The 24,795-nt window shown below is 41.9% G+C and carries 27 protein-coding genes and 3 tRNA genes; 26 read left to right on the top strand and 4 right to left on the bottom strand.

The features are described from left to right. Nucleotides 1–372 precede the first annotated feature (372 nt). Nucleotides 373–1,155: a sporulation initiation factor Spo0A C-terminal domain-containing protein gene (locus tag LKD41_RS07790; protein WP_227700857.1), complete on the bottom strand. Its 783-nt coding sequence runs from the start codon at nt 1,153–1,155 to the stop codon at nt 373–375. A gap of 372 nt (nt 1,156–1,527) precedes the next feature. Between LKD41_RS07790 and LKD41_RS07785 the strand changes: the two genes are divergently transcribed. From LKD41_RS07785 to rsmI, 10 genes are read left to right on the top strand one after another with little or no spacing between them, the layout of a single operon-like run. Further along, a complete protein-coding gene (locus LKD41_RS07785; RefSeq protein WP_022244285.1) occupies nt 1,528–1,779 on the top strand; it encodes a type II toxin-antitoxin system Phd/YefM family antitoxin in 252 nt (83 codons plus the stop codon). Continuing rightward, entirely contained in the window at nt 1,780–2,040 is a 261-nt protein-coding gene (locus LKD41_RS07780) for a Txe/YoeB family addiction module toxin (protein ID WP_022244284.1), read from the top strand. A 51-nt stretch (nt 2,041–2,091) separates the two neighbouring features. Further along, complete coding sequence (locus tag LKD41_RS07775; protein ID WP_227700856.1) at nt 2,092–3,507, top strand: aminotransferase class I/II-fold pyridoxal phosphate-dependent enzyme; 1,416 nt, start codon at nt 2,092–2,094, stop codon at nt 3,505–3,507. 56 nt (nt 3,508–3,563) lie between these two features. Beyond that, nucleotides 3,564–4,154 (top strand): guanylate kinase, encoded by a 591-nt coding sequence (locus LKD41_RS07770; RefSeq protein ID WP_022244282.1) that lies wholly within the window; start codon nt 3,564–3,566, stop codon nt 4,152–4,154. Nucleotides 4,155–4,162: 8 nt separating this feature from the next. Further along, nucleotides 4,163–4,603, top strand: coding sequence for a YaaR family protein (locus tag LKD41_RS07765; RefSeq protein WP_022244281.1), 441 nt, complete (start codon nt 4,163–4,165; stop codon nt 4,601–4,603). 49 nt (nt 4,604–4,652) lie between these two features. Beyond that, entirely contained in the window at nt 4,653–5,642 is a 990-nt protein-coding gene (locus LKD41_RS07760; RefSeq protein ID WP_022244280.1) for a DNA polymerase III subunit, read from the top strand. 1 nt (nt 5,643) lies between these two features. After that, nucleotides 5,644–6,555, top strand: coding sequence for a PSP1 domain-containing protein (locus LKD41_RS07755; protein ID WP_227700855.1), 912 nt, complete (start codon nt 5,644–5,646; stop codon nt 6,553–6,555). Then, nucleotides 6,542–7,291, top strand: coding sequence for a tRNA1(Val) (adenine(37)-N6)-methyltransferase (locus LKD41_RS07750; RefSeq protein ID WP_227700854.1), 750 nt, complete (start codon nt 6,542–6,544; stop codon nt 7,289–7,291). Before LKD41_RS07755 ends, LKD41_RS07750 begins: the two co-directional genes overlap by 14 nt. A 19-nt stretch (nt 7,292–7,310) precedes the next feature. Continuing rightward, nucleotides 7,311–8,081 (top strand): prolipoprotein diacylglyceryl transferase, encoded by a 771-nt coding sequence (locus tag LKD41_RS07745; protein ID WP_117947534.1) that lies wholly within the window; start codon nt 7,311–7,313, stop codon nt 8,079–8,081. Nucleotides 8,082–8,120: 39 nt separating this feature from the next. After that, a complete protein-coding gene (gene rsmI / locus LKD41_RS07740; protein WP_227700853.1) occupies nt 8,121–8,960 on the top strand; it encodes a 16S rRNA (cytidine(1402)-2'-O)-methyltransferase in 840 nt (279 codons plus the stop codon). Nucleotides 8,961–8,963: 3 nt separating this feature from the next. Here the strand turns inward: rsmI and LKD41_RS07735 are convergent, their stop codons facing one another. Next, nucleotides 8,964–10,736 carry a DUF885 domain-containing protein gene (locus LKD41_RS07735; RefSeq protein ID WP_227700852.1) on the bottom strand — a complete coding sequence of 591 codons (1,773 nt, stop codon included), beginning with the start codon at nt 10,734–10,736 and terminating at the stop codon, nt 8,964–8,966. 169 nt (nt 10,737–10,905) lie between these two features. On the opposite strand from LKD41_RS07735, the gene LKD41_RS07730 reads away from it, so the two are divergent. From LKD41_RS07730 to LKD41_RS07705, 6 genes are all read left to right on the top strand, one after another. Continuing rightward, entirely contained in the window at nt 10,906–11,520 is a 615-nt protein-coding gene (locus LKD41_RS07730) for a nucleoside recognition domain-containing protein (RefSeq protein ID WP_117842268.1), read from the top strand. Then, nucleotides 11,520–12,221 (top strand): response regulator transcription factor, encoded by a 702-nt coding sequence (locus LKD41_RS07725; RefSeq protein WP_227700851.1) that lies wholly within the window; start codon nt 11,520–11,522, stop codon nt 12,219–12,221. Before LKD41_RS07730 ends, LKD41_RS07725 begins: the two co-directional genes overlap by 1 nt. A gap of 120 nt (nt 12,222–12,341) precedes the next feature. Beyond that, entirely contained in the window at nt 12,342–12,866 is a 525-nt protein-coding gene (locus LKD41_RS07720) for a spore maturation protein (RefSeq protein ID WP_227700850.1), read from the top strand. A 189-nt stretch (nt 12,867–13,055) separates the two neighbouring features. Next, a tRNA-Met gene (locus tag LKD41_RS07715) sits at nt 13,056–13,129 on the top strand. A 5-nt stretch (nt 13,130–13,134) separates the two neighbouring features. After that, nucleotides 13,135–13,207 (top strand) — tRNA-Phe (locus LKD41_RS07710). Between the two features lie 21 nt (nt 13,208–13,228). Next, nucleotides 13,229–13,301, top strand: a tRNA-Lys gene (locus tag LKD41_RS07705). Between the two features lie 145 nt (nt 13,302–13,446). Here the strand turns inward: LKD41_RS07705 and LKD41_RS07700 are convergent. Further along, the gene (locus tag LKD41_RS07700) at nt 13,447–13,932 is read right to left on the bottom strand and encodes a tyrosine-type recombinase/integrase (protein ID WP_331470907.1); all 486 of its coding nucleotides are present in this window, start codon (nt 13,930–13,932) and stop codon (nt 13,447–13,449) included. A gap of 68 nt (nt 13,933–14,000) precedes the next feature. Here LKD41_RS07700 and LKD41_RS07695 point away from each other — a divergent pair, with 68 nt between their 5' ends. From LKD41_RS07695 to aroB, 6 genes are all read left to right on the top strand, one after another. After that, complete coding sequence (locus LKD41_RS07695; protein WP_227700849.1) at nt 14,001–14,726, top strand: hypothetical protein; 726 nt, start codon at nt 14,001–14,003, stop codon at nt 14,724–14,726. A gap of 367 nt (nt 14,727–15,093) precedes the next feature. Next, the gene (locus tag LKD41_RS07690) at nt 15,094–15,261 is read left to right on the top strand and encodes a hypothetical protein (protein WP_022242825.1); all 168 of its coding nucleotides are present in this window, start codon (nt 15,094–15,096) and stop codon (nt 15,259–15,261) included. Between the two features lie 75 nt (nt 15,262–15,336). Beyond that, nucleotides 15,337–15,816, top strand: coding sequence for a hypothetical protein (locus LKD41_RS07685; RefSeq protein ID WP_147326032.1), 480 nt, complete (start codon nt 15,337–15,339; stop codon nt 15,814–15,816). Nucleotides 15,817–15,900: 84 nt separating this feature from the next. Continuing rightward, nucleotides 15,901–16,362 carry a GNAT family N-acetyltransferase gene (locus tag LKD41_RS07680; RefSeq protein WP_117698322.1) on the top strand — a complete coding sequence of 154 codons (462 nt, stop codon included), beginning with the start codon at nt 15,901–15,903 and terminating at the stop codon, nt 16,360–16,362. Nucleotides 16,363–16,401: 39 nt separating this feature from the next. Beyond that, entirely contained in the window at nt 16,402–17,301 is a 900-nt protein-coding gene (locus tag LKD41_RS07675; protein WP_227700848.1) for an NAD-dependent epimerase/dehydratase family protein, read from the top strand. Between the two features lie 142 nt (nt 17,302–17,443). Then, the gene (gene aroB / locus LKD41_RS07670) at nt 17,444–18,559 is read left to right on the top strand and encodes a 3-dehydroquinate synthase (RefSeq protein ID WP_227700847.1); all 1,116 of its coding nucleotides are present in this window, start codon (nt 17,444–17,446) and stop codon (nt 18,557–18,559) included. Nucleotides 18,560–18,657: 98 nt separating this feature from the next. Here the strand turns inward: aroB and LKD41_RS07665 are convergent, their stop codons facing one another. Continuing rightward, a complete protein-coding gene (locus LKD41_RS07665) occupies nt 18,658–19,677 on the bottom strand; it encodes a LacI family DNA-binding transcriptional regulator (protein ID WP_227700846.1) in 1,020 nt (339 codons plus the stop codon). Between the two features lie 201 nt (nt 19,678–19,878). Between LKD41_RS07665 and LKD41_RS07660 the strand changes: the two genes are divergently transcribed. The 4 genes from LKD41_RS07660 to LKD41_RS07645 are packed head-to-tail and all read left to right on the top strand — an operon-like array spanning nt 19,879 to nt 24,701. Further along, nucleotides 19,879–21,141 carry an extracellular solute-binding protein gene (locus tag LKD41_RS07660; protein ID WP_227700845.1) on the top strand — a complete coding sequence of 421 codons (1,263 nt, stop codon included), beginning with the start codon at nt 19,879–19,881 and terminating at the stop codon, nt 21,139–21,141. A 54-nt stretch (nt 21,142–21,195) separates the two neighbouring features. Further along, nucleotides 21,196–22,089 carry a carbohydrate ABC transporter permease gene (locus LKD41_RS07655; protein WP_022242818.1) on the top strand — a complete coding sequence of 298 codons (894 nt, stop codon included), beginning with the start codon at nt 21,196–21,198 and terminating at the stop codon, nt 22,087–22,089. Continuing rightward, nucleotides 22,082–22,927 (top strand): sugar ABC transporter permease, encoded by an 846-nt coding sequence (locus LKD41_RS07650; RefSeq protein WP_022242817.1) that lies wholly within the window; start codon nt 22,082–22,084, stop codon nt 22,925–22,927. The genes LKD41_RS07655 and LKD41_RS07650 overlap by 8 nt, the downstream gene beginning before the upstream one ends. 7 nt (nt 22,928–22,934) lie before the next feature. Beyond that, entirely contained in the window at nt 22,935–24,701 is a 1,767-nt protein-coding gene (locus tag LKD41_RS07645; RefSeq protein WP_227700844.1) for a glycoside hydrolase family 13 protein, read from the top strand. Nucleotides 24,702–24,795: the final 94 nt, after the last annotated feature.

Below are 24,795 nucleotides of genomic sequence, written 5' to 3'. Positions count from 1 at the left end.
AAACGAGACAATATAAAAGTATTAAAAAGTATAATTGTTGGAAAAATGAAAATGAAACTATTAGCTTCTAAAAAACAAAAAAGAAAACTATCTATAAGAAAGATAATGAAAAAGGATATTTTCTGAAGAATTTTAGGATTTTTCAAATTAAGGAGCTTATAAAAAAGATAAAAGCTACATAAAAAGTTAAAAAACCAACGAATGCTATCTTGAATCATACATAACCTCATATAAAGAAAGAAAAAAGCATATAAAATGCAATCTGTAATGCAACTCCGTTAACCAGTCGGTTTTTTCTATACTCTTCTTACATTTTGAGAAGGAGGAAGAAAAAATGGCTTGGTTTTTAGATTTTATAAAAAAATATTTTGGTTAACGTCCATCCGTAATCTTTTCCGCGTAAAAGTAGATGAACTCCTTAATGGTAGGCATTCCGCGGTCAGGATTAATATGGGCAGTGTAGCAGTTAAGAAGAGTTTCGGTGTCATTGGAATTCCATGCGCGGTTAATGGCATTCTGCATGGCACGTTCCACACTGGAATTACTCTTCTTATACTTGTTACCAAGAATCTGGGAAATGTTTGTGGTCGGTCCATCAATTGTTATCATAATGGCATCGGTCAGATATTTGTAACCGACAACCTTTGGACTGATACCAATGAGCTCCAGTTCCCGGTGGATTCTGCGGATAAGTCCCTGCTCTAAATCTTTTTGATTATCTTTCATATAAGAAGTATTGGATGTGGATTCTGTCATTTCAATCATAGGAAGAAGCTGTTCGAGAAAATCAACAGCAGATTCCGGAGAATAAGAATCTTCATATTTGCCGATAATGAAATCAGCACCAAGTCTTCTGGCAGATTCCAGCGTGATTTTGCTGGAGTTGTAAGTAGTGACAAGAATATAAGGCTTTTTCTCTAAGCCCAGTTTATTTAAGTCAGAGAGGAAAAACAGTCCGTTTCCACCACCGTGATGCAATTCCAGATCAAGAATAACAGCGTCAGGAAGCGTATTCTGTACATATTGAATGCCAACATAAGAATTATTGGTGACGCCGGCTAAATCCATATTATCTTTAGTTGCAATATAGTTTGAAATACGATTGCAGGTGTTCATATCATCTTCGATTAATAAAATGTGGAGCATTTTTTCCATGTACAAGTCCTCCTGATTTACTCATATATCGTTTCAATAAAATAACATTTCACAAGGCATCTTTAAAATTAAGCTTATTATATCTCAAAAACCCCTTTAAAACAACAAAAAACAATACAAACCAACGAAAACCAACAACAAAAGCGTAAAGTTTGTGTTGGAAAAAAGTGGTAAACTACCCAGTAAGGAGTATCGATAAAGAATTTGAGTTGTGTAAAGTTATCATATAGATTCGGGTGGCTGCTTTCAAAGCAGTCACCCGAAAGTCGTTTCTGGAGAGTCTGAATAGAAGCCGTTGACTTGGACAAAATAGTAGAATATAATAAAAGTACGAAAAAACATACGGATTTTAATACGAAAAGAGGTGAGAATATGATAGCAGTAAAATCAATGAATGTAAGAGACCATTTTAAAGAGTGGTGTAATAAGGTAATAAATGGAGAGACTATTATTGTATCAAGACCAAAGAATGAAAATATTGTTATGATGTCTGAAGCAGAATATAACGATATGAAGAAAGCTCAGAGAAATGCAGATTATCTGGCTATGCTGGACAAATCTATGTCCGAAGCGGAATCTGGTGGAGTTATTGTAAAAACAATTGGGGAATTGGAGAATTTATAGGTGAATATCATTTTTACACCGACTGCCTGGGAGCAGTATACAGAGTGGCAGCGGGAAGATAAGAAAATAGTAAAACGCATTAATGAATTGATAAAAAGTATAGACAGAGAGGGATTGGCACAGGGAATAGGAAAGCCGGAACCATTGAAATACAGGAAAGTCTGGAGCAGGCGGATTACGGATGAACACCGCCTTACATACAATTTTGATGTAAATTTAAATTTAATTATTTATACTTGCAAATATCATTATGAAGAGTAGAACAATGGAAAAAAACGCAACTTACAGGAAGTACAGACCGAAAGGTGAACCATGACATATATAAAAGATGAATTATGTAAACTTGCATCCTCTGATATGTATCCCCTTCATATGCCGGGACATAAGCGGAGACTGGATTGTGACATCAATCCTTATACATATGATATTACAGAAATAGATGGATTTGATAATCTGCATGCCGCAGAAGGAATCATAAAGGAAGCCGAGGAGCGGGCAGCTGCATTATGGGGCGCAAAGAGTTCTTTCTTTCTGGTAAATGGAAGTACCTGCGGTATTTTAGCAGCACTCAGTGCCGCATTACCGAAAAAGGGACATCTTCTGATGGCACGAAACAGCCATAAGGCAGCATATCATGCAGCATATTTAAGAGAGTTACAGGTGACATATCTCTATCCGGTATTTACAGAATTCGGGATACAGGGTGGAATACTGCCGGAGCAGGTGGAAGCTGCATTAGAAGCGGATGAAAGTATTGAGGCTGTGTTTCTTACATCACCAACCTATGATGGAATCGTATCAGATATAGAAAAAATAGCAGAAATTGCCCATCAGCATGGGATTCCGCTGATTGTGGACGAAGCTCATGGTGCGCATCTTGGCTTTCATCCGTATTTCCCAAAATCAGCTATTACGCTGGGAGCAGATGTGGTAATCCAGAGCCTGCATAAGACGCTTCCGGCACCTACACAGACTGCAATTCTGCATTGGAATTCTTCATATATAAAGAAGGAGCGGCTGGAGTGGTTCTTAAATATCTATGAAACCAGTTCTCCATCCTATTTATTCTTGGCCAGCATGGATGAATGTGTGCGTCTTCTGACGGAAGAGAAAGAGAAGTATTTTGATGCATATGAGAAGCATCTGAGGGACTTTTATGAAAAAGCATCCCATTTTTCTAATGTGGAAGTCATGGGAGACGTGGATTTAAAAGAGACAGAAGGCTTTGCCAAAGACCCGTCGAAGCTGGTACTCCGTGCCACGAAAGCCGGATTTTCCGGGGAAGAGCTGTATCAGCTGCTCAGGGAAAAATACCATTTGCAGTTAGAGATGTGTCAGGGAGACTATGCGCTGGCAATGACCAGTATCTTTGACCGTGAAGAAGGATTTGACCGGCTGTATGCGGCACTGGAAGAAATTGATAAAAAAGAAGCCGCAGCAAGAAGAACAATAACGCCGCAGTTTCTGACCGAAGTCTATGCAAAGCGGACGGTCCGCATATCCATTGCAGAAGCGCTGGATGCAAAGACAGTGGAAATGGGGCTGAAGGAAAGTGTTGGCAAGATGGCAGGAGCATTTGTCTATCTTTATCCGCCGGGTATCCCGATGCTGGTGCCGGGAGAAGGGATTTCCAAAGAAGCAGTGGTAGTGATAAAAACCTGCCGGGAGAATGCATTTCGTATTCATGGTGTGACTGAGGACGGAAAGATAAAAGTTGTCATTTCCTGAAAATTATTTTATACTAGAAAACAGACGGCAAAACCGTAGAAACAGGAGATTTACACATGGGAAAGATTTTCTGCCTGATGGGCAAGAGCTCAACAGGAAAAGATACCATATATAAGATGCTGCGGGATGAGAAAGCGTTGCAGCTTCAGACGATTGTACCATATACTACCCGGCCGATCCGTGCCGGCGAGACGGAGGGCGTAGAGTATCATTTTATTGATGAACAAAGGCTTTTGAATCTCGAAAAAGAAGGAAAAGTCATAGAGCAGCGCGCATATGATACTATATACGGAATCTGGCGCTATGCCACAATTGCAGACGGGCAGGTCAATCTGTCGGAGCACAGTTATCTTCTGATTGGCACCCTTGCCGTGTATACACAGCTTTGTGCCTATTATGGAAAAGACGCAATCGTACCGATATATATAGAAGTAGAAGATGGTTTACGTCTGCAGCGGGCATTGGACCGGGAGCGGATGCAGGATAAGCCAAAGTATACAGAGCTTTGCAGGAGATTTCTTGCAGATGATGCGGATTTTGCAGAAGAGGCATTGGAAAAGGCAGGAATTACCAGACACTTTGAGAATGATAATCTGCAAAAGACAGTAGAGGAAATTGCAGCTTTTGTGCTATCATATAATGGATAGGTGATAAAATGGAGATTAGAGTAAACGACACTGCACCGGTGAATCAGACCACCGGAACCACGCCGGTAGACACCGGAGACGGCAGCTTTAAATTTACATTGACCAGTGCAATCGAAGAGCAGGAGCTTCAGCAGCGGTTGAACAGCCTCTTAGATGACATTACCAAGCAGGGTAATCTTATTGCACAGCATATGGACATCCGGGACATGAAGAAATACCGCGGACTGGTGAAGGATTTCTTAAATGAAGTCGTAACCCGTTCCCATAAATTTTCCAGAGAGAACTTTCTCGACCGGAAAGGCCGTCATCGTGTCTATGGAATCGTCAAGTTGGTGGATAAGAACTTAGACGAACTGGCAGAAGAGCTGGTGAAGGATGAGTCGGACCACATTACCATATTGGATAAAATCGGGGAAATTGCAGGATTATTGCTGGATATTTTCACGTAAAAACAGGGCAGCCTAAGACAGCAGGAAGCTTCAGGAGAAAGGAGCACACATGGCAGGATTTGCAGAAATCATTGGACATGAACAGATTATAGAGCATTTACAGAATGCAATAAAAATGGATAAAATATCCCATGCATATATATTGAACGGACCGGACAAATCCGGCAAGAAAATGCTGGCGGAGGCATTTGCCCAGACCCTGCAGTGTGAACAGCACGGCATTGAGCCCTGCATGGAGTGCCATTCCTGTAAGCAGGCAGTGAACCACAACCAGCCGGACATCATTTATGTCACACATGAGAAGCCGAATACGCTTTCCGTGGCAGATATCCGCAGCCAGCTTGTAAATGATGTAGATGTGAAGCCATACAGCAGCAGATATAAGATTTATATTGTAGATGAAGCAGAGAAAATGAACCAGCAGGCGCAGAATGCACTGTTAAAAACCATCGAAGAGCCGCCGGCATATGCGGTTATCATTCTGCTGACTACCAATGCGGATGCATTTTTACCGACGATTCTTTCCCGGTGTGTGGTATTGAACCTTAAGGTAGTTTCCGATGATAAAATCAAAAAATATCTGATGGAGCACTGTAAAGTGCCGGATTATCAGGCGGATGTGTGTGTGGCATTTGCCCAGGGAAATGTGGGAAAGGCAATGGCATTGGCATCTTCGGATGATTTTCAGGAGCTGAAAGCTGCAGCCGTGCAGTTATTAAAGCGAATCCATGAGATTGAGCTTTATGAATTTAAGGAAGCCATCAAACAGATTAACGAATATAAAATGGAAATCAACGATTATCTTGATATCATGATGATCTGGTTTCGTGACATTTTATTATATAAAGCAACAACAGATGTAAATGGACTGATATTTAAGGATGAAGTCTATGACATAAAGAAGCAGGCAAGCAAGAGTTCCTACAGTGGAATTGAAGCAATATTAGAAGCGTTGGAAAAGGCTAAGGTGCGCCTTACGGCAAATGTCAACTTTGACCTTGTGATGGAATTGTTGCTGCTGACAATAAAGGAGAATTAGAATGACAAAAGTAGTTGGAGTCAGATTCCGCAGAGCCGGAAAGATATATTATTTTGACCCGGGTAAAGCAAAGATGGCGGCAGGCAGCCATGTTATCGTGGAGACTGCCCGTGGCATAGAGTACGGAACTGTGCTGATTGCCCCGAAAGAGGTAGACGATAAAGCAGTGGTTCAGCCATTGAAACCGGTCATCCGCGTGGCAACACCGGAGGACGATAAGACCGAGCAGAGAAATAAAGAGAAAGAAAAAGAAGCATACAAAATCTGTCTTGAGAAAATTGCAAAGCATAAGCTTGAAATGAAGCTGGTAGAAGCAGAGTATACCTTTGATAACAATAAGCTTCTGTTTTACTTTACCGCAGACGGACGAATTGATTTCCGTGAACTGGTAAAGGATCTGGCAGCAGTATTCCGTACCAGAATTGAGCTGCGCCAGATTGGAGTGAGAGACGAGACCAAGATTTTAGGCGGAATTGGAATCTGCGGAAGAGAATTATGCTGTAAATCCTATCTGGCTGATTTTGCTCCGGTATCCATTAAGATGGCAAAGGAGCAGAACCTGTCCTTAAATCCGACTAAGATTTCCGGTGTATGTGGCAGACTGATGTGCTGTCTGAAAAATGAGGCTGAAACATACGAATATTTAAACAGCCATCTTCCGAATGTGGGTGATACCGTTACCACAATTGATGGATGTAAAGGTGAAGTACAGAGCATTAACGTATTGCGTCAGCTGGTGAAGGTCTTAATCGAAGTAAATGATGAGAAAGAACTTCGGGAATATAAGGTAAAAGAGCTGAAGTTCAAGCCAAGAAGACGCAGAGACAATATCAAACTTTCTCCGGAAGAGATGAAAGAGCTGGAAGCCTTAGAGGATAAGGGAGGAAAGTCTAAGATTAATGACGTCAAGTAATGAGATTCAAATAAAACCGGATGAGCGTGTGGACGAGCTGAATCGCAAGGGTTATCGTATCATTCAGGATACGAAGCAGTTCTGCTTTGGAATGGATGCGGTACTCTTAAGTGCTTTTGTAAAGGTAAAGCCGAAACAGAGAGTGTTAGACCTTGGAACCGGAACGGGAGTGATTCCCATCCTATTAGAGGCGAAGACTCCCGGAGAGCATTTTACCGGGCTTGAGATTCAGCCGGACAGTGCCGACATGGCAAGACGAAGCGTTGCGTTAAATGGATTGACGGATAAAATCGATATCGTAACAGGAGATATAAAAGATGCCTCGAAGATCTTTGGGGCATCTTCTTTTGATATTATAACCACAAATCCGCCTTATATGATAGGACAGCACGGTCTTACGAATCCGGAGGAAGCAAAGGCAATTGCCCGCCATGAAATATTGTGCAATCTTACGGATATTATGAGGGAGAGTGCGAGAATACTAAAGCCGGGGGGACATTTTTTTATGGTACACCGCCCGTTTCGTCTGACAGAAATCATCTGCTGTATGCATGAGCATCGCATCGAGCCAAAGCGGATGCGGCTGGTATATCCATATGCAGACCGGGAGCCGAACATGGTACTTATCGAAGGCTGCAGAGGCGGGCGTTCCCGTATGACGGTGGAGAAGCCGCTGATTGTATACAAGGAACCGAATGTATACACCGATGAAATATATGAGATTTATGATTTGTAATGAAAGAAAGGAAAGACATATGTTTAATGAGATAACAATTGGACCGTTGACACTTCATACGTATGGACTGATGATTGGACTTGGATTTTTAGCCGCATATGCGATGTGTTATTACCGTGGGAAAAAGATGAAAATGGAAAAAAGCGGAGATATCCTTTATGGAATCTTCTGGTGTGCCATCATCGGCGGACTGGTGGGAACCAGATTGCTTTATTATATTGTAGAGATTCCGGAGATTATCAAAGACCCATCCATTCTCTGGAACTTTAAAAACGGTTATGTAGTATATGGAGGAATTATCGGAGGAATCTTAGTATCCTGGCTTTACTGCAGGATAAAGAAGGTATCTTTCATCGAATACTTTGACCTTGTTATGCCGGCAGTAGCACTGGCACAGGGCTTTGGAAGAATCGGATGTTTCTTTGCAGGCTGTTGTTACGGAAAAGCAACGGACAGCTGGTTTGGAATTACCTTTACTCATTCCGACTATGCTCCAAATGGAGTCAAGCTGATACCAACACAGCTTATTTCATCTGCAGGAGACTTCATGATTTGCCTGATGTTGCTTGCTTATGCAAAGCGTAAGCCGAAAAAAGGCAGAGTGGCATCCTTATACTTAATGTTCTATGGAATCGGAAGATTTGGTGTGGAATTTTTAAGAAGTGATTACCGCGGAAGCGTGGGATTCCTTTCTACTTCCCAGTTTATTTCCATTGGTATTGTGGCAGCAGGCATCATACTCTATCAGATGTTGCCGCGCATTTATGAAGATGCGAAGAAAGCGGAGTAAGAAGATATATAATACCACTTAAATAAAAGAGGATAGATTATGGCAGGAAAACTGTATCTGTGTGCAACACCCATTGGAAATTTAGAGGATATCACGTTCCGGGTATTGCGTACCTTAAAGGAAGTAGATTTAATAGCGGCAGAGGATACGAGAAATTCCATTAAGCTCTTAAATCATTTTGAGATTAAGACACCGATGACCAGCTATCATGAATATAACAAAATTGAAAAGGCATACAAGCTGGTAGAGAAATTGCAGGAAGGCAAAAATATTGCCCTGGTAACAGATGCCGGAACACCGGGTATTTCTGACCCGGGAGAAGAACTGGTCCGTATCTGTTATGAAAATGGCATCGAAGTAACATCCCTTCCGGGACCGGCAGCCTGCATTACTGCATTGACCATGTCTGGACTTCCCACCAGACGATTTGCCTTTGAGGCATTTCTTCCAAGAGATAAAAAAGAGCGTGCCAGAGTCTTGGAGGAACTGGCTCAGGAGAGCCGAACGATGATAGTATATGAGGCACCACACCACCTTCTCAAGACCTTAAAGGAGCTTTATGAAGTTCTTGGAAACCGTGAATTAACGGTTTGCAAGGAGCTGACCAAGCGATATGAGAACGCGACAAAAACGACATTCAAAGATGTCATAAGATTCTATGAGGACAATGAACCAAAAGGAGAATACGTTTTAATCATTTCTGGAAAGACATTTGAGACAAAGGAACAGGAAGCAAGAGAAGCCTGGGAGAGCCTTTCCGTCGAGGAACATATGGCACATTATGAGGCTTCCGGCATGGAACGGAAGGAAGCCATGAAGCAGGTGGCAAAGGATCGTGGCATCAGTAAACGTGATGTATATCAGGCACTGTTAAAGTAGAAGTTAAATAGTCTGCCGGTAGTAGTCCTTTAAATATTTTTTTACAATATCAAAAGGTGCAGGACCGATGGACAACACTGCCTGGTGAAACTGTTTATCGGAATAGGAATCCCCGAAGGTTTCTTTGGCGTAGTCCTTTAGCTGAAGGAATTCCAGGCAGCCAATATAATATTTGAGATAATGAGCCGGCTCCGCTACGATATAGTCGTAGATTTCGGAGACGGCTTCCTTATTGTCGATGCCATAATCACTTAAGAAGTCCTTAAGGTCACTGAGTGTCCAACCCTTTGCATGAATGGATAAATCTGCGGTGGCATAGAGGCTCAAAAGAGCGGACTGGTTGTGCATAAGGAGCGAAGCCTTTTCCTCCGGCAGACCGGCATAAGAGTAAGAGAGCATTTCCACATAAGTTGCCCAGCCCTCTACATAGCCGGGATAGTTGAGAATACTCCGGATGGGTGCACAGCCGGAGGCAGACGTAGTGGTAGTCTGATAGAGATGTCCCGGGAATCCTTCGTGCGCCAGTGTGGTGAAAAGCTCGAAGCCTTCGTAGTGGCTGCGGGGATTGATATAGATGACATTATGGGAAATGTTATCGATAGGGGCCGTCAGATAAAAGGCGGGAGCCATGGAATCCTGCATACAAGGGTCCACGGAGCGGACGGAAAAATCCGTAGAGACCGGCGGCAGGAAATCCTTTGTAATAGCGGAAGAAAGACAGGTAAGCATCTCCTCCGGGGTGGCATCCTTCATTGGAAAATCATCGGTAGCAAGAGAGATACCGGGATGACTGGCAGCAATCCCGTTGATGGCAAGAAGGTCGGATTTCCGTTGCTTTTCCGTCATTTCTAAAAGTTCATCTATGGAATGGGAAGAGCCGGTGACATCATAAACCAAAGCAGCATAATAGTCTGAGCCATCCGGAAAATAGCAAAGTCCGGCGGAGTTGCTGCCACTGCCCTTGTGCTCCACCAGAAAATCCCGCAAAGCTTCATAGGCTGGCAGAACATATTCCCTAAAAGCACCTTCATTTTCGATACAGTAGGAAGCCTGTTCCTCTGCTGTTAAATCAGGAAGTTCCGCTACTTTATTACGAAAAGTAGTAATCAGATAATGCTCAGAACTGTTATCACAGAAGGTATTTAAGTCTGCAATCAGCGTATCCGCCTGGGTATCCGAAAGAAAAAGTCCCTCATTGATTTTATTCGTTTCATAATCTAAGACAGAATCAAAGCAGGCTGGGATCAGTGAAAGCAGAGTCAGATAATCCTCCACATCTTTACGGTCATAGAAATGGTATTCTGATAGCAGAACCGGAAGCTGGGCAGGAAATCCGGTGGAAGGACGCAGGATTTCCGGGTAATAGGTATAGTCCGATTGACTGCGGTTAGAAGAGACATAGTCATTTAAAATATCATAGGTCAGCTTCTGCTCGGTGGTCAGTACCTCATAGTCATAGGACTGTAACCCACAGGAGATATTTTCGATATTTAAGGCAGATTGCTTTCTGGCATCGGCAGAATAATCCGGCAGAGCAATTTTATAATCGGTAATGCCATAGACTTCCGGCTGGCTTAAGGTATAGTGAAGGGTCAGGGTATCGGAGATTACTTGGCTTTGGAATAAAAGACTGGTATATTCCTCAAAGGAAATGGAATCCGGTGCAATATAACCGGAATCAGAAGCCGACTGGTCTTTGCTGCACCCGCTTAGAAGAAATAAGGATAAAGCAAAGCAAATGGTTATCAGAAAAGGAGAAATATATTTGTGCAGCATAGACGGCCTCGGATGAAGAGTATTCAACAAAGAATATGAAAAAAATCGTATCGATATGACAAAAGAACGTGATATGGCAGAAGAGGGTGTGCTATAATCACCAGAGAAAGTAGTTCCTTCCGGGGAAACTGCATATAGTAGAGTAACGGGAAAGCAAAAGAGGTTCGAAATGAATTATCTGTGGGGATTTATGATTCTTGTGGGAGTGCTCTACGGTGCAATCAACGGAACACTGCCGGAAGTGACGGAGGCAGCAGTAAACTCTGCCAAAGAAGCAGTGGCATTAGCCATTACGATGACAGGAGTCATGGCGTTCTGGATGGGAATGATGAAAATTGCGGAATGCAGCGGCATTGTAAAAGCGGCAGTAAAGAAAATGCGGCCGGTGCTGACATTTCTTTTTCCGGATATACCCGATGACCATCCTGCCAATCATTACATAGCAGTCAATATGATAGCCAATATGCTAGGGCTTGGCTGGGCGGCAACGCCGGCAGGCTTAAAGGCAATGCAGCAATTACAGGAGTTACATATTGCCAGACTTAAGGCAGCCGGAAAAAACATACAGAAGTATTCCGGAAATGCCACAAAGGAAATGTGTACCTTTTTGATTATCAATATATCGTCTCTGCAACTGATTCCCATGAACATTGTGGCGTACCGCAGTCAGTATGGCTCGGTGCATCCGGCTGCGGTGGTGGGACCGGGACTTGCAGCGACCATTATCAGCACAGCAACGGCAGTCATTTTCTGTCGGATTGTAAGTCGAAGGAGAACGGATTAATGTATACCATAGGAATCATCGAACAGGATAAAGCATTGGGGGATGCCATGGAGCAGGTACTGGACGAAAAAGGCTATTTTACAGTGCGGGCGGATTCCCTCACAGATGCCGGGGAGTTATTTCAGCAGGTTATTGTGGATATGGTGGTATTAGACCTTGAGCAGAAGGAATTTGCCGGAAAAGAGGATGTAGCAGCAATATGGGAGAATACCTTCCTCGCCCTGGTGCAGGCAAAGCCGCTGCTATTGATTCGGCCGGAGAAAACCGGCTCTGTTTTTGAACGGTGTAAAAAATGCATAGAACGGGCAGACGATTATATCAGAAAGCCCTTTGATATACAGGAATTCCGCATCCGGGTGGAAGTACGTCTGAGTAAGATTCCGGCAGAAAAAGAGAAAGTAAGAGTTTTCTATTACGAAGAGATAAAGCTGGATATCGAGAAGCGGCTGGCGACCATTGGCGGGCAGACTACGAAGCTTACCAGAACAGAAGCTGCTATTTTAAAATGTCTGATACAGCGGAACGGACGGACGGTGACAAAGACCACGCTGTTAGATGAAATTGCAGAAGATACACCGGACTGTGTAGAAAATTCCATCAAAGTCCATGCCAGCAACTTACGACGGAAACTGCGGGAATTAAGCGGCAGGGATTACATCGAAACCCGCAAGGGCGTGGGGCTGCGCCTGCGGAAGCAGTAAAAATTTTCCGGATAAATTCCTGGATAAAATTCCCGGTTAGTGCAAATTTTTTATAAAAGCGGCATGATAGTTCTCCTGTCTGCATAGAATGAAAAAGAAGCTCTTAGCAGGAGAATGAGGATGCGCTTTCTTATGTTCCTGTCAGATGCCCTGATTCCGATACTGGTCTTTTACATCGTAGGATTCGGCATTCTGATGAAGAAAAATGTATATGACGATTTTTTAAAGGGCGCAAAAGAAGGCATACAGACAGTAGTTGGAATCCTGCCAACGCTGGTGGGGCTTATGGTAGCAGTCGGGATCCTAAGAGCCTCCGGGCTGTTGGACTTCATTTCTACTACCTGCATGGGCTGGACGAAACATATCGGAATCCCTTCCGAGCTTATCCCCATTGCCATTGTCAAAATGTTTTCCTCCTCGGCGGCAACCGGACTGCTGGTGGATTTATACAAGGAAGCCGGGTGTGATTCCTTCGTGGGAATGGCAGCCTCTGTCATGTTAAGCTGCACCGAGACCATTTTTTATACCATGTCAATTTATTTTATGTCGGTAAAAGTACGAAAGACCGGCTTTACGCTTCCGGTGGCATTGTTTGCTACGCTGGCAGGAATTGCGGCAAGTATCTTTTTGGCGGGACGGGTGTAGACTTTCCATAAATAGTGTGCTACACTTTTTCTGGGTTGACGAGGACTGTACAGGACTTCAGATGATGAAGATACAATTCTTCAAAAATCAGGAATAAAAGTGCTTGTAACTGTATATTATGTAAGGCAGGGACATAGAAATTTGACATTTGCAGAAGGAAGGACTATAATAGCTTTTGCAAATAAATAGCGCGGGATGGAGCAGTCTGGAAGCTCGTCGGGCTCATAACCCGAAGGTCACAGGTTCAAATCCTGTTCCCGCAACTCTTGCCCAGTTAGCTCAGTTGGTAGAGCAGAGGACTGAAAATCCTCGTGTCTCTGGTTCGATTCCGGAACTGGGCATTCTCAGAAAACCTGAGAAATGGGATATTAGCTCAGTTGGTAGAGCACTTGACTTTTAATCAAGTTGTCCGGGGTTCGAATCCCCGATGTCTCAGTAGTTAAAAATGGCGGAAATACTGATAAATACAGTGTTTCCGCCATTTTTGTGAGTAATCGGAAGTAGTGCTAAGTAAGCCTAAATATTCATCTTCACCCCATCTTCAAGGGCATTTTTGAACCCCTTCATCTTCATTTCATCTTCAAAAATTAATTGCATTTTTTACTACTTCCTGTACGTTTTCTTTCTGTTTCAGAACATGATTATAAACCTCTAAAACCATCTTCTCAGAATCACCTAATAATTGTGCAATTCTTTTAATACTGATGTTTGGCATCTGATAACATAAGTTTGCACAGTAATTATGCCGAAAGATATGCGCGGTTAGTCTGGTTATTATTTTAATCTTATTTGACCCACCGGCAGCAACATTCATTTTGGAAACAATATTAGACCACATCTTATTATAAGTAGAAGCAGTCATATATTCATTATTGGCAGAATAGAAGAGATTGGTTCCTGGTAAGGTCTTTATGTATTCTGAAATAAATTCATTTAAAAATGGTGGTATTGGAACTATACGATTGCCATTTACGGATTTTGTACCCTTAATGTAAGGATTATTGCCATCAAAGGCTAAAGCCTTGTTTACGGTCAATTCATTACGTTCTAGGGATATATCAAATATAGTAAGCAGCCTTTCAAATAACCTGATTGATTTTGATACTCCTATTCATGTGGTGAAAGGTTTTCAGGGTGTTAATTAACACACTTCTTTCTCTTGCTTCACAGCTTGATAATGAAACACTAATGCGTAATATTTGTGATGCCCTTGATATTGATTATGACGAAATCAAAGGAAAACTTCCAAATCCGGATGAAGCGGAAAATGAACCCGCTGAAGCACAAAAGGCTTTAGATGGAGTGAATGCAGATGAATCAGAGACAAAAGGAAATATATTGACTTCTTGTGGGCAACAACAAAAAGAAACGGGTGAGCAAGAAGTGTCTGAAACAACAGAAATAACAGAAACAGATTTTACCGACAAAGGACAAAGTGAATTATCAGAATTAGAGAAACAAATCGAAGAATTTGAAAAAGGCACTTCAGATGAAACAACTATTACACAGGATATTCTTAGAGGTGAATGGAGAATGACAAGTAAGGATGACCTTGTAAATGGTGGATTTCAACCAGAAACAGTAAAACTAGGCAATCTTGAAGTGGATTATGATACTAGTTCAAGGGATTCCAAGATTATATTTACGGATGATGAATTTATGATTTTCTATGATGAACCGATTTTGAGCAAAGGTTATCCGATGACTTGTGGATGGTTGTCACAATCTGATGATGAACAACTATATACAGGATATTCACGAACTAAAACAAAAAACACATTGAATTTAAATAAGAAAGAGAAAAAAGGAGTATGGCTATATGATGTGACACCGCAGGAAGAGGTTGAAACAACAGAATAAATGTATAGAGAAAAAGGAATGACTGCATTTTTTAATTGTAGCATTCCTTTTTCTCAGCTTTTGTTTCAATAGTTATTGTATTAAAAATTATGACATGGAGGAAAGAAACATGGGAATAACGTTTAAAAGTGTTCGGCAAAACAACATCGTGGAGTTGATATTTTGGCGTTCATCTATTTTTAACAGCATTTTTGAATCCCTTCGTCTTTATTTCATTAAAAAAAGAAAGTCAAAAAGTAATTCATAAAAGAAAGCTAAAGATAAGCTATATACATGCGAAACAATAATAAGTATAATATGATATGTAAATTGTTGTGGGTAAATAGAAGTTAAAAACAAGAAGAGCGCAAAAAACGGAGGTATTTTTATGAGAAAATTTAAAGCAGTGGATGCAGTTTGTATTATGGTACTTGCGGGAATTGTAGGTTTCTTTATGGGGGCTTTTTTGGACAATTCAATGGGAGGAGCTATTTTATTTTCGATGGTTGCGGGATTTGCCTGCGTTGTTCATGCAATCGGTGATAGAGAAGAGTGAATGAAGAGGAAGAGTGAACGGAAAAGAAGAGAGAACGCAAAGGAAGTGTAAATGAAAAGGAAGATTAAAAATAGAATGAAAAACAAGATTACAGGGAAAATGAAAAGATTTGGCATAGTATGTATTTTAGTTATGGGGCTATTGCTTACTGGCTGTAATAATAAATTTGCAAAAGAGCAGTACGATTCAGATATTCAGATAGCAGAGGGTGGGGACCGATATGCTAAAACAAATAGTGTATTGAATAATTATGGAAATAATGTGACATACACCGTTGGAAAATTTGATGGCAGGGAGACACTCTGGGAAGCGAATTGCAGCAGCGCGACGTGGGTAGATATAACGCTTGTGTTTACGCTGGATGAAGGAAAAGCAAAGCTGGTGCAGATTGATGAGGATGGAAATGTGTCAACGGTGGTGGAATGTACGCCGGATTCTGAAGTGAATGAACTGACTACCTATTCTATTCAGTTGAAAGAGGGAAAAAATCGACTGAAGTTCGTAGGATATGATTGTAAGAATGTGACATTTTATATGGAAATCAAAGAATCATAAAAAATTAAGTATTATTTCCTCTGTTCTGTGATATGATACTGCTGTACGAAGAAGACGGAAATATTGCGACCTGGAGGAATGATTATGATAACATATATGAATGCGTCACGAAGAGATATGGAGAATCTGATGAGTACCCGGTTGGAGATGCTGCGGGAAGTAAATGATTTGTCAGAGGATTATACTTTTCCGGATAATCTGGTCGACAGCAGCAGACTGTATTTTGAAGATGGCAACCAGACAACCATTCTGGCAATGGATGGAAGAAAAGTAGTTGGCTGTGCGTCGGTCAGCTATATTGAGGTCATGCCGACATTTGCCCATCCTACCGGAAAACGTGGACATATTATGAATGTATATACGAAGAAGGACTATCGTGGACAGGGAATTGCCCGCCACATGATGGAGCTTCTGATAAATGAAGCCAAATTGCGTGGCGTGACAGAACTGATTCTGGATACAACGGAGAGTGGCAGAGCCTTGTATCATGCCTGCGGATTTACCGAATCTAAAGAATGTATGGTTTTAACAATAGAGCGGGAATAATAAAAATTTCATAGAAACCCATGCACAAGGAGGACAAGTATGAGAAAAATCTTGGTAACTGGTGGCACTGTATTTGTGAGTCGGTTTATTGCAGAGCATTATGTGGCAAAAGGTGATGAAGTCTATGTATTAAATCGAAACACCCGACCGCAGTCAGCGGGCGTAAAGCTGATTCAGGCAGACCGGCATGCAATCGGTGATGCATTGCAGGGACTGCATTTTGACCTGGTGGTTGATACGGCATATACCGGGGAAGATGCAGCGGATTTGCTGAATGCATTGGAAAGCTACGAAGATTATGTTCTTATAAGTTCAAGTGCCGTATATCCGGAATATGCGCCGGCACCATTTACGGAAGAAACACAGCTTGCAGAAAATGTGCACTGGGGTGCATACGGAACAAATAAAATAGCGGCTGAGACAGCACTGATGGAGAGAAATCCGAAAGCGTACATTCTTAGACCGCCTTATTTATATGGACCAATGAATAATGTATACCGGGAAACCTTTGTATTTGACTGTGCATTGGAAAACCGGAAATTTTATCTGCCACGGGAGGGCGGCATGAAGCTGCAATTTTTTCATGTGGAGGATTTGTGTAGATTTATAGATATTCTGGTGGAAAAACAACCGGAGCAGCATATTTTCAATGTTGGAAATAAAGAAAGCATATCCATTCGTGACTGGGTAACTCTGTGCTATCAGGCGGCAGGAAAGCAGACAGAGTTTGTGGAAGTTACAGCGGAGGAAGAGCAGCGTAATTATTTCAGCTTTTATAATTATGAATATGCACTGGACGTTACGAAACAGCTTGCACTTATGAGTGGGACGAAGCCACTGGCGGATGGATTAAAAGAAGCTTATGACTGGTATGTGGTAAATCAGGATAAGGTAAATAAGAAACCGTATCTTGCATATATAGAGAAGCATCTGGCGTGAAATAGGAAATTTCGCAAACAGGGAATTTCTTTCGATTAGAGCTCCTGTGGTTGCAGAGAAAAGAGCAAAATAGTATAATAAACGAAATAAAAATCTGTGACAGGAGCAGATTTACAAGACGCAGGATAGAACGGAGAAAAACATGAGTGTATTTCAGGTAGAATTGAAGAAGGTAGTTGATGACAGTTACGAAATCGAGATTGGCTACCAGCTTGAGAACCGGTTAATAGAAGATTTAAAAAACGGTCTGGTTGGAAAGATTAAGAAATTTGCAGTAATTACAGACAGCACGGTGAAGGAGCTTTACGCAGACCACATTGTAACCTTATTACAGGAAGTAGGATATCAGGCAAGGGAATTTGTTTTTACGGCAGGAGAGACCAGCAAGACAAGAAAGACGAAAGAAGAAGTAGAAGATGCCATGTTAGAGGCAGGTTTCCGGCGAGACTGCTGCATCATCGCCATTGGTGGTGGTGTGGTAACCGATTTGTCTGGATTTCTGGCAGGAACCTATGGCAGAGGAGTGCCATTCATTAACTATGCTACGACACTTTTGGCGGCGGCAGATGCATCTGTTGGTGGAAAAACCGCAGTAGACACACCACTGGCAACGAATCTGATTGGACTTTTTAACCAGCCGGAGAAAGTATATCTTGACATTGCAGCATGGAAAACACTGCCACAGCGACAGTTATCCAGTGGTATGGCAGAGACAATCAAACATGCCTGCATGGCAGATAAGGAAATGTTTGAATTCCTGGAAAAACATATGGAAGATATTTTTGCGGGAGACAGAGAAGCCTGTGAATACATCGCAAAGAAGAACTGCCAGATTAAATATGCTGTGGTAATGAAGGATGAAAAGGAGCAGGGCTTAAGAGAAATCTTGAATCTAGGACATACAGTAGGACGTGCCATTGAGACAGTCAGTGACTATAGACTGCTTCATGGAGAAGCACTTTCCATTGGAATGGTAGCTATGACAGAACTGGCACACCGACTTGGTTACATGACAGAAGAAGAAAAAACAGCAGTAAAGAATCTGTTAGAGAAAGCGAAGCTGCCGGTAGAGATTCCGGAATACATTGACCGGGAAGCCCTGGTTAAGAAATTATATACGGATAAGAAAGTCCGGGATGGAAAACTCCGTTTCGTTGTAGAGAAAGGAATCGGTGGAATCGTAGAGTTTGAGGAAGGCGTATTTGCTACACCGGTGGAAGAAGCCGTTGCAAGAGATATCATTATGAAAATGAAATAGTGAGCGATGAAAGTTAATGATAAGCTGATTGGCTTATCATTAATTATCATATAATGAGTGCAAAAGAAACACCCCTGTCAGATTGACAGGGGTGTTTCTTATGGCAGTGGTCTGGTGCTTTCTCCCTGGATGATAACAGGAAGCGTTGTATAGCTTTGGATGAGAAGTTCCGGGTTCTGAAGCTTACGGATCATCATGGAGCCTGCCTGCACACCGGTATCATAGACATTGATGTCTACAATGGTAAGCTGTGGGTCGATGATGCTGGAATATGGGTAGACGTCAAAGGTAAGTATGGCAATGTCATCCGGGATGGAAAGCTGCCGGTCTTTGACGGCCTGGATGACACCTAATGCGAGGGTGTTATTTTCACATACAATAGCGCGAGGCGGTACAGGCTGTGTCAGCATATCAGAAGTAACAGAATAAGCGTGCTGGCAGCTGGAATCGGTATTTCCGATACGGGCAGCCGGAATGTGAAAGCCTCTGTCTAACATGCCTGCCATAAATCCTTTTTGACGCTGGGCAGAAATATAATCGGTTTTGCGCTCTCCGATAAAGGCGACATCTGTATAACCACAGGCTATCATGTGGGCAGCGGCATATTCACCGGCAAGGGCGTGGTTGGTATCTACCCAGCATAAGCGGCTTTCAAAACTCGGATGCCCAATGATAATGTGTGGAAAGCCTGCATCCAGAATAAGATTTGCAATTTCTTTATTAATGGCAGAGCCGTGGATGATAAGACCATCGGAGGAACCGCTTGTGATAACTTCGCTGACTTTTTCTCCGGGATAGCGTTCTTCAGAAGTGTTGACAAGCGTCAGGGAATAGTTGTTTTCGGACAAGGTATGGTGTACGCCGCACATAATGTCAAACATATGCGGATTCCGATAAGCAGTATCTTTCTCCAGATTGGTAAGATAGACAATATTGGAAGTAGCACCTTTTGCAAAGCTTACAGCCCGGGAGTTAGGGGTATAATGAAGCTTTTCAATTGCTGCATGAACCTTTTCCACAGTGGCTGGGGATATGGTGGTCCAGTGATTTAAAACTTTAGAAACAGTGGATTTGGAAACACCGGCTTCATTGGCAACATCATTGATGGTAACAGACATAAAATACCTCCTGAAAAAATGTATAAATTTACAAATATAGTATAGCGGTTTCCTGACAAAGTCAATCGTTTTTGACAAATAAACATTGTAAACAAGGGAAAAAAGTGATAAATATAGACTTAGCAAGAGGAACCAATTGCATGAAAAAAAGAAAATAAAGAAAACGGTTTCCTAAAGAAACCGGAAAACGGAGGTATTTTTATGAAGAAAAGGGTGTTGAGTCTGTTGCTCTGTACCGCAATGACAATCGGCACATTATCCGGTTGTGGAAAAGAAGCAGGAAATGACGAAGGAAAGACTACAGAAGTACTTGGAAATGATGCAGAGGATGAAATGACAGAAGTAAAAATCTGGCATGATGGGGATGAGAATATCATGCAGACCATTGCGGATTGTGCGAATGAGAAACTGGCAGAGGATAATATCAAGGTTACCTTTGAAAAGAAGAGCGGTCTGACCGACCAGCTTCAGTTATATGGAAATGATGAATCCAACGGACCGGATATGTATCTTTATGCACATGATTCATTGGGAACATTTGCAGAAATGGGGATTTTAGCTCCGATTACGGATGTTATCAGTGAGGATGTAATGGCGGATTTATTACCGATGACCGTAGAAGCAGGTAATTATAAGGATACCCAGTACCTGATGCCGGTTTATTATGAGACATTGCTCTTTATGTATAATAAGGCAAAATGGGAAGGTGATGTGCCGGAAACAACAGATGAACTGTATGATTATATGGTAGCACATACCGATGTGGATGCAGGAACTTATGCGCTGGTAAATCAGCATTCTACCGCATACAATGTGGCACCGGTAATCAATGGTTTTGGTGGATATATTATTGATAAAGATGCAAATCCTGGATTAAATACACAGGAAACCAAGGATGCTATCGCATACAATCAGAAATTTGCAGCATTGGAGGCAGATGGAGATTACAACACAGTAACTGCATTATTCAATGAAGGCCAGGCAGCAGCAATCATTGGTGGACCATGGCTGGTATCCGGAATCAAGGCAGCGGGCATTGACCTTGGTATTAAATCCTTAGCGGATTTTAAACTTCCGAATGGAAACGGACTGGCACCATATTCAGGTGTACAGAGCATTGGTGTCTTAAAATATGCAGCAGAAAATAAGAAAGAAGCAATTGCAAAAGTATTAGAGACAATTGCAAGCCCGGAAGTAGGTATTGCATTGGCGAATAAATCAAACTGTGCACCGGCAAACAGCAAAGCATATGATGACGCAGATGTTGCTGCAAATGAGATGATTATGGCAATGAAAGCAACTGCAGAAACTGCACAGCCTATGCCAAACATTCCACAGATGAGCGTTATGTGGGGACCGACAGAAGAATTTTTGGCAGCAGTCAACAAATCAGGGGAAGATATTGACACTGCAGCAGAGACTTATCAGCAGGAGGCATTGGATGCCATTGCAGATATGCAGTAAGAAGGAGTTTATTTAGAAGCAATAAAGAGGAAAATTAGGAAGAGAAGTGTGTATATGAAGAACAAACGGAAATTAACACCATGGCTTTACAGTATGCCGGCACTGATATTGATTGGAATGGTTATTGTATTCCCGATTATTTATACGGGCTATATATCACTGACCAATATGAATCTTTTTCACTGGTCAAATTATGAATTTATCGGACTATCCAACTATAGCAGGGCATTATTAAAGGCAGATTCCGGTTTTCTTGGAGCATTGTTTACAACCTTACTTTGGACCGCATTAAATATGGTGATACAGGTAGTTGTGGCATATTTTATTGCATTGGGATTTCAAAGAGAAGATTTAAAGGGAAAACGTGTATACAAGACTCTTTTGATGTTCCCGTGGGCAATGCCTGCTTATGTGTCCATTCTTTTGTGGAGGGTAGGCATTTATAACACGGAGTTTGGTCTTCTGAATAAGATTCTGGTGGCACTTGGCTTTGGAAAGGTAAATTTCCTTTCCACCAATGTGCCGGCATTTCTCTCCTGCATGACTCTAAACCTGTGGATGGCATTGCCGTTTATGATTATGATGATAGACGGTGCACTGTCCAGCATTGACCGCAGCTATTATGAAAGCGCAGAACTGGATGGAGCAGGTTTCTGGTCAAAGAACATCCATATTACCGTTCCGGCAATGAAAGGAATTATTGCACCGGCGGTTATTATGACGACATTTACCACATTTAAGCAGTTTGATATCGTATATCTTCTTACGATGCAGAAGGGAGCATATTCAGGGGCAACCTTACAGACCGTAATTACTTATGCACAGCAGAATGCGTTTGTTTCAAATAACTATGGACTGTCCTCAGCGGTATCCATTATTATCTTTTTCCTCATCATGGTATTTTCGCTGTTTACCAATCGAGGGGTAAAGGAGGAAAATTATGACTAAGAAAAAGAGAAAACAGATTTTACAGCTTAGCGGATTACATATTTTTTATATTATACTGTGTCTGCTGGCACTGGTACCGATTTTATATGCGTTGAATCTTTCCTTTGAAAGGGGAAGTGGAGCATTGTCCTCCGGATTATCTTTGTTTCCAAAGGAATTTACACTGGATAATTATAAAAATATACTGACGCAGAAGCCGTTTTTGCGGTGGTTTTATAACTCTGCCGTATTAAGCTTCTTTACAATGGTCATTGCTATCGGATTTGCCATGGTGTCATCTTATGCATTTTCAAGATACCGTTTTAAGGGAAGAAATGGCATTTTAAAATTACTGCTTCTCTTAAATGCATTCCCACAGATTCTGTCCATGTTTGCATTATTCCGTCTTTTAAAACAGATGAATATGCTGGATACGAAACTGGGACTGGTGATTATTTATGCGGGAAGCATGTGCATTTTCTCTATCTGGAATATGAAGGGGTATTTTGATACCATTCCGATAGAAATCGAAGAAGCATCGAAAATTGACGGTGCATCGGATTTCCAGCTGCTGTGGAAGGTAGTAATGCCGCTGGCTCGTCCGGCAATCATTGTAACTTCCGTGATGGTACTTATTTTTGTATGGAATGAATATCTGTTTTCCACAACATTTCTACTGAATGAAAACAGTTATACACTGGCAGGTGGATTATATCAGTTACAGTCCAACGATTACACCAGAAGCTGGGGAATGTTCTCCGCAGCCGCTATCCTGGTATCTGTTCCGGTGCTGATTATTTTCTTCTGTATACAAAAGTATATGGTATCCGGTCTTACTGCAGGTGGTGTGAAAGGATAGAAATAAAATGGAAAAAGAAGCAATTTTGCATATTCCACTGTCACAATTTGCTTTTGCAGAAAAAGAAGACCGGCTGGTAATAAGAATCCGTTGTAAAAAGGGCGATTTAAAACGGTGCGTGCTGCTTTGGGGAGACCGGGTGGCAATGGAAGAGCCACTTCCGGTGAAACAAAGTGAAATGGAACATGTGGCATCCGATATGCTTTATGATTATTATGAAGTTAAGATTACGTCTCCGTATACCAGGGTATGCTATTATTTCCGGTTAGAGGACGATATAGAAAGCCTTTATTATTATGGAAGAGGATTTGCAGAGAAACTGTCCTGTGGCAGGGCAGAATATTTCCAGTTTCCATATATTAGAAGAGAGGATATTTTAGATATCCCGGAGTGGGCAGAAGACATTGTTATGTATCATATTTTCCCGGACAGTTTTGCAAATGACAGACGGGAACTGACGGAAAAAGCGACAAGGCATATGCTTTTGCCGGATGAAAAAAGCGACAGCAATGGAAAAATTTTACCGGACCGGATTTGTAAGAATCATCTGGGTGGTACACTGAAAGGAATTTGTGAAAATCTTGACTATATCGAAAAGCTTGGAATTAACTGCATTTATCTGAATCCGATTTTTGAAGCAGCGTCTTATCATAAATATGATACCATTGACTATTTTGAAATCGACCCCTGTCTTGGAAATAAAGCGGATTTAAAAGAACTGGTGCAGCAGTGCCACAAGAGAGGAATCCGGGTTATTTTAGATGGTGTATTTAATCATTGTGGAGCAGATTTTTTTGCATTCCGGGATGTGCGGCAGAAGGGAAAAGCATCAAGATATTATAACTGGTTTTATCACCTGCCGGAAACGATACAGTACGCTGATCCGCCGAATTATGAGGCGTTTGCCTATGTAAAGGAAATGCCAAAGCTTAATACCGGAAATCCTGAAGTGGTGGAGTACCTTTGCAATGTTGGAACTTACTGGATTCGGGAAGCAGATATTGACGGCTGGCGCTTGGATGTGGCAAATGAAATCAATCATGAATTCTGGAGAGTCTTCCGTCATGCGGTGAGAGCGGTAAAAGAGGATATATTTCTAATAGGTGAAATCTGGGAAGAAGCAGGCATCTGGCTTCAGGGAGACCAGTTTGATTCTACGATGAATTATACTTTTTCTTATCTGTGCCGGGATTTTTTTGGAAAGGGAGAACTTTCGGTCAGTGAATTTGATGCCCAGATGCAGCGGATGATTTACCGCTACCCATGGCAGGTGAGCCTGGCACAGATGAATTTTCTGGATTCCCATGATATTCCGAGATTTTTAAGCTATTGCAATGGAAATAGAAAGAGAATGGAGCTGGCATTTTTCTATCTCTTTATGGGAGTGGGCGTGCCATCGGTATTCTACGGGGATGAAGTGTATATCGAGGGAATGAAAGAACTGGAGTATCGGGCAGCCATGGACTGGCAGGCAGTAATGGAGCAGCAGGCAGAAAACAACAGATTACAGGGAAATCTGGCAGAGAAGTTCAGCTACTGGATTGCACTCCGAAAAGAGCATGTGGCATTACGCAAGGGCAATTACCGGACAATTTACTGCAATGATATAATGGGAGTATATGTATTTTTACGTAGTTTTGGGGACGACAAAGTCCTGGTATTTTTAAATACCGGCACCGGCAGTGTGACACTGACATCAGTGGAGGTTCCACAGCTGCAGGAAAAAAAGATAATTCTTTCTTCTTGTGAGGGAAAGCTTTTGGTTGTTTTGTAAAACAAAAGATATTTCTATAAATAGTACCGTTCCTTAAAAAGATAAGTGACATCTTTACATACTTGTGCTATACTTTGGAAAAGATAAAGAGACA

Origin of the sequence: Roseburia sp. CLA-AA-H209, from assembly GCF_020687575.1 — a bacterium.
In the GTDB taxonomy this organism is placed as follows: Bacteria; Bacillota; Clostridia; order Lachnospirales; family Lachnospiraceae; genus Roseburia_C; species Roseburia_C amylophila.
The sequence above is the reverse complement of the archived record's forward strand: the minus strand, read 5'-3'. Positions and strand labels throughout refer to the sequence as shown.

Excerpts from the sequence above, each read along its gene's own strand:
- LKD41_RS07790 (WP_227700857.1), bottom strand. The coding sequence starts at position 1,155 with ATGGAAAAAATGCTCCACATTTTATTAATCGAAGATGATATGAACACC.
- LKD41_RS07785 (WP_022244285.1), top strand. The coding sequence starts at position 1,528 with ATGATAGCAGTAAAATCAATGAATGTAAGAGACCATTTTAAAGAGTGG.
- LKD41_RS07775 (WP_227700856.1), top strand. The coding sequence starts at position 2,092 with ATGACATATATAAAAGATGAATTATGTAAACTTGCATCCTCTGATATG.
- LKD41_RS07770 (WP_022244282.1), top strand. The coding sequence starts at position 3,564 with ATGGGAAAGATTTTCTGCCTGATGGGCAAGAGCTCAACAGGAAAAGAT.
- LKD41_RS07765 (WP_022244281.1), top strand. The coding sequence starts at position 4,163 with ATGGAGATTAGAGTAAACGACACTGCACCGGTGAATCAGACCACCGGA.
- LKD41_RS07760 (WP_022244280.1), top strand. The coding sequence starts at position 4,653 with ATGGCAGGATTTGCAGAAATCATTGGACATGAACAGATTATAGAGCAT.
- LKD41_RS07755 (WP_227700855.1), top strand. The coding sequence starts at position 5,644 with ATGACAAAAGTAGTTGGAGTCAGATTCCGCAGAGCCGGAAAGATATAT.
- LKD41_RS07750 (WP_227700854.1), top strand. The coding sequence starts at position 6,542 with ATGACGTCAAGTAATGAGATTCAAATAAAACCGGATGAGCGTGTGGAC.
- LKD41_RS07745 (WP_117947534.1), top strand. The coding sequence starts at position 7,311 with ATGTTTAATGAGATAACAATTGGACCGTTGACACTTCATACGTATGGA.
- rsmI (WP_227700853.1), top strand. The coding sequence starts at position 8,121 with ATGGCAGGAAAACTGTATCTGTGTGCAACACCCATTGGAAATTTAGAG.
- LKD41_RS07735 (WP_227700852.1), bottom strand. The coding sequence starts at position 10,736 with ATGCTGCACAAATATATTTCTCCTTTTCTGATAACCATTTGCTTTGCT.
- LKD41_RS07730 (WP_117842268.1), top strand. The coding sequence starts at position 10,906 with ATGAATTATCTGTGGGGATTTATGATTCTTGTGGGAGTGCTCTACGGT.
- LKD41_RS07725 (WP_227700851.1), top strand. The coding sequence starts at position 11,520 with ATGTATACCATAGGAATCATCGAACAGGATAAAGCATTGGGGGATGCC.
- LKD41_RS07720 (WP_227700850.1), top strand. The coding sequence starts at position 12,342 with ATGCGCTTTCTTATGTTCCTGTCAGATGCCCTGATTCCGATACTGGTC.
- LKD41_RS07690 (WP_022242825.1), top strand. The coding sequence starts at position 15,094 with ATGAGAAAATTTAAAGCAGTGGATGCAGTTTGTATTATGGTACTTGCG.
- LKD41_RS07685 (WP_147326032.1), top strand. The coding sequence starts at position 15,337 with ATGAAAAACAAGATTACAGGGAAAATGAAAAGATTTGGCATAGTATGT.
- LKD41_RS07680 (WP_117698322.1), top strand. The coding sequence starts at position 15,901 with ATGATAACATATATGAATGCGTCACGAAGAGATATGGAGAATCTGATG.
- LKD41_RS07675 (WP_227700848.1), top strand. The coding sequence starts at position 16,402 with ATGAGAAAAATCTTGGTAACTGGTGGCACTGTATTTGTGAGTCGGTTT.
- aroB (WP_227700847.1), top strand. The coding sequence starts at position 17,444 with ATGAGTGTATTTCAGGTAGAATTGAAGAAGGTAGTTGATGACAGTTAC.
- LKD41_RS07665 (WP_227700846.1), bottom strand. The coding sequence starts at position 19,677 with ATGTCTGTTACCATCAATGATGTTGCCAATGAAGCCGGTGTTTCCAAA.
- LKD41_RS07660 (WP_227700845.1), top strand. The coding sequence starts at position 19,879 with ATGAAGAAAAGGGTGTTGAGTCTGTTGCTCTGTACCGCAATGACAATC.
- LKD41_RS07655 (WP_022242818.1), top strand. The coding sequence starts at position 21,196 with ATGAAGAACAAACGGAAATTAACACCATGGCTTTACAGTATGCCGGCA.
- LKD41_RS07650 (WP_022242817.1), top strand. The coding sequence starts at position 22,082 with ATGACTAAGAAAAAGAGAAAACAGATTTTACAGCTTAGCGGATTACAT.
- LKD41_RS07645 (WP_227700844.1), top strand. The coding sequence starts at position 22,935 with ATGGAAAAAGAAGCAATTTTGCATATTCCACTGTCACAATTTGCTTTT.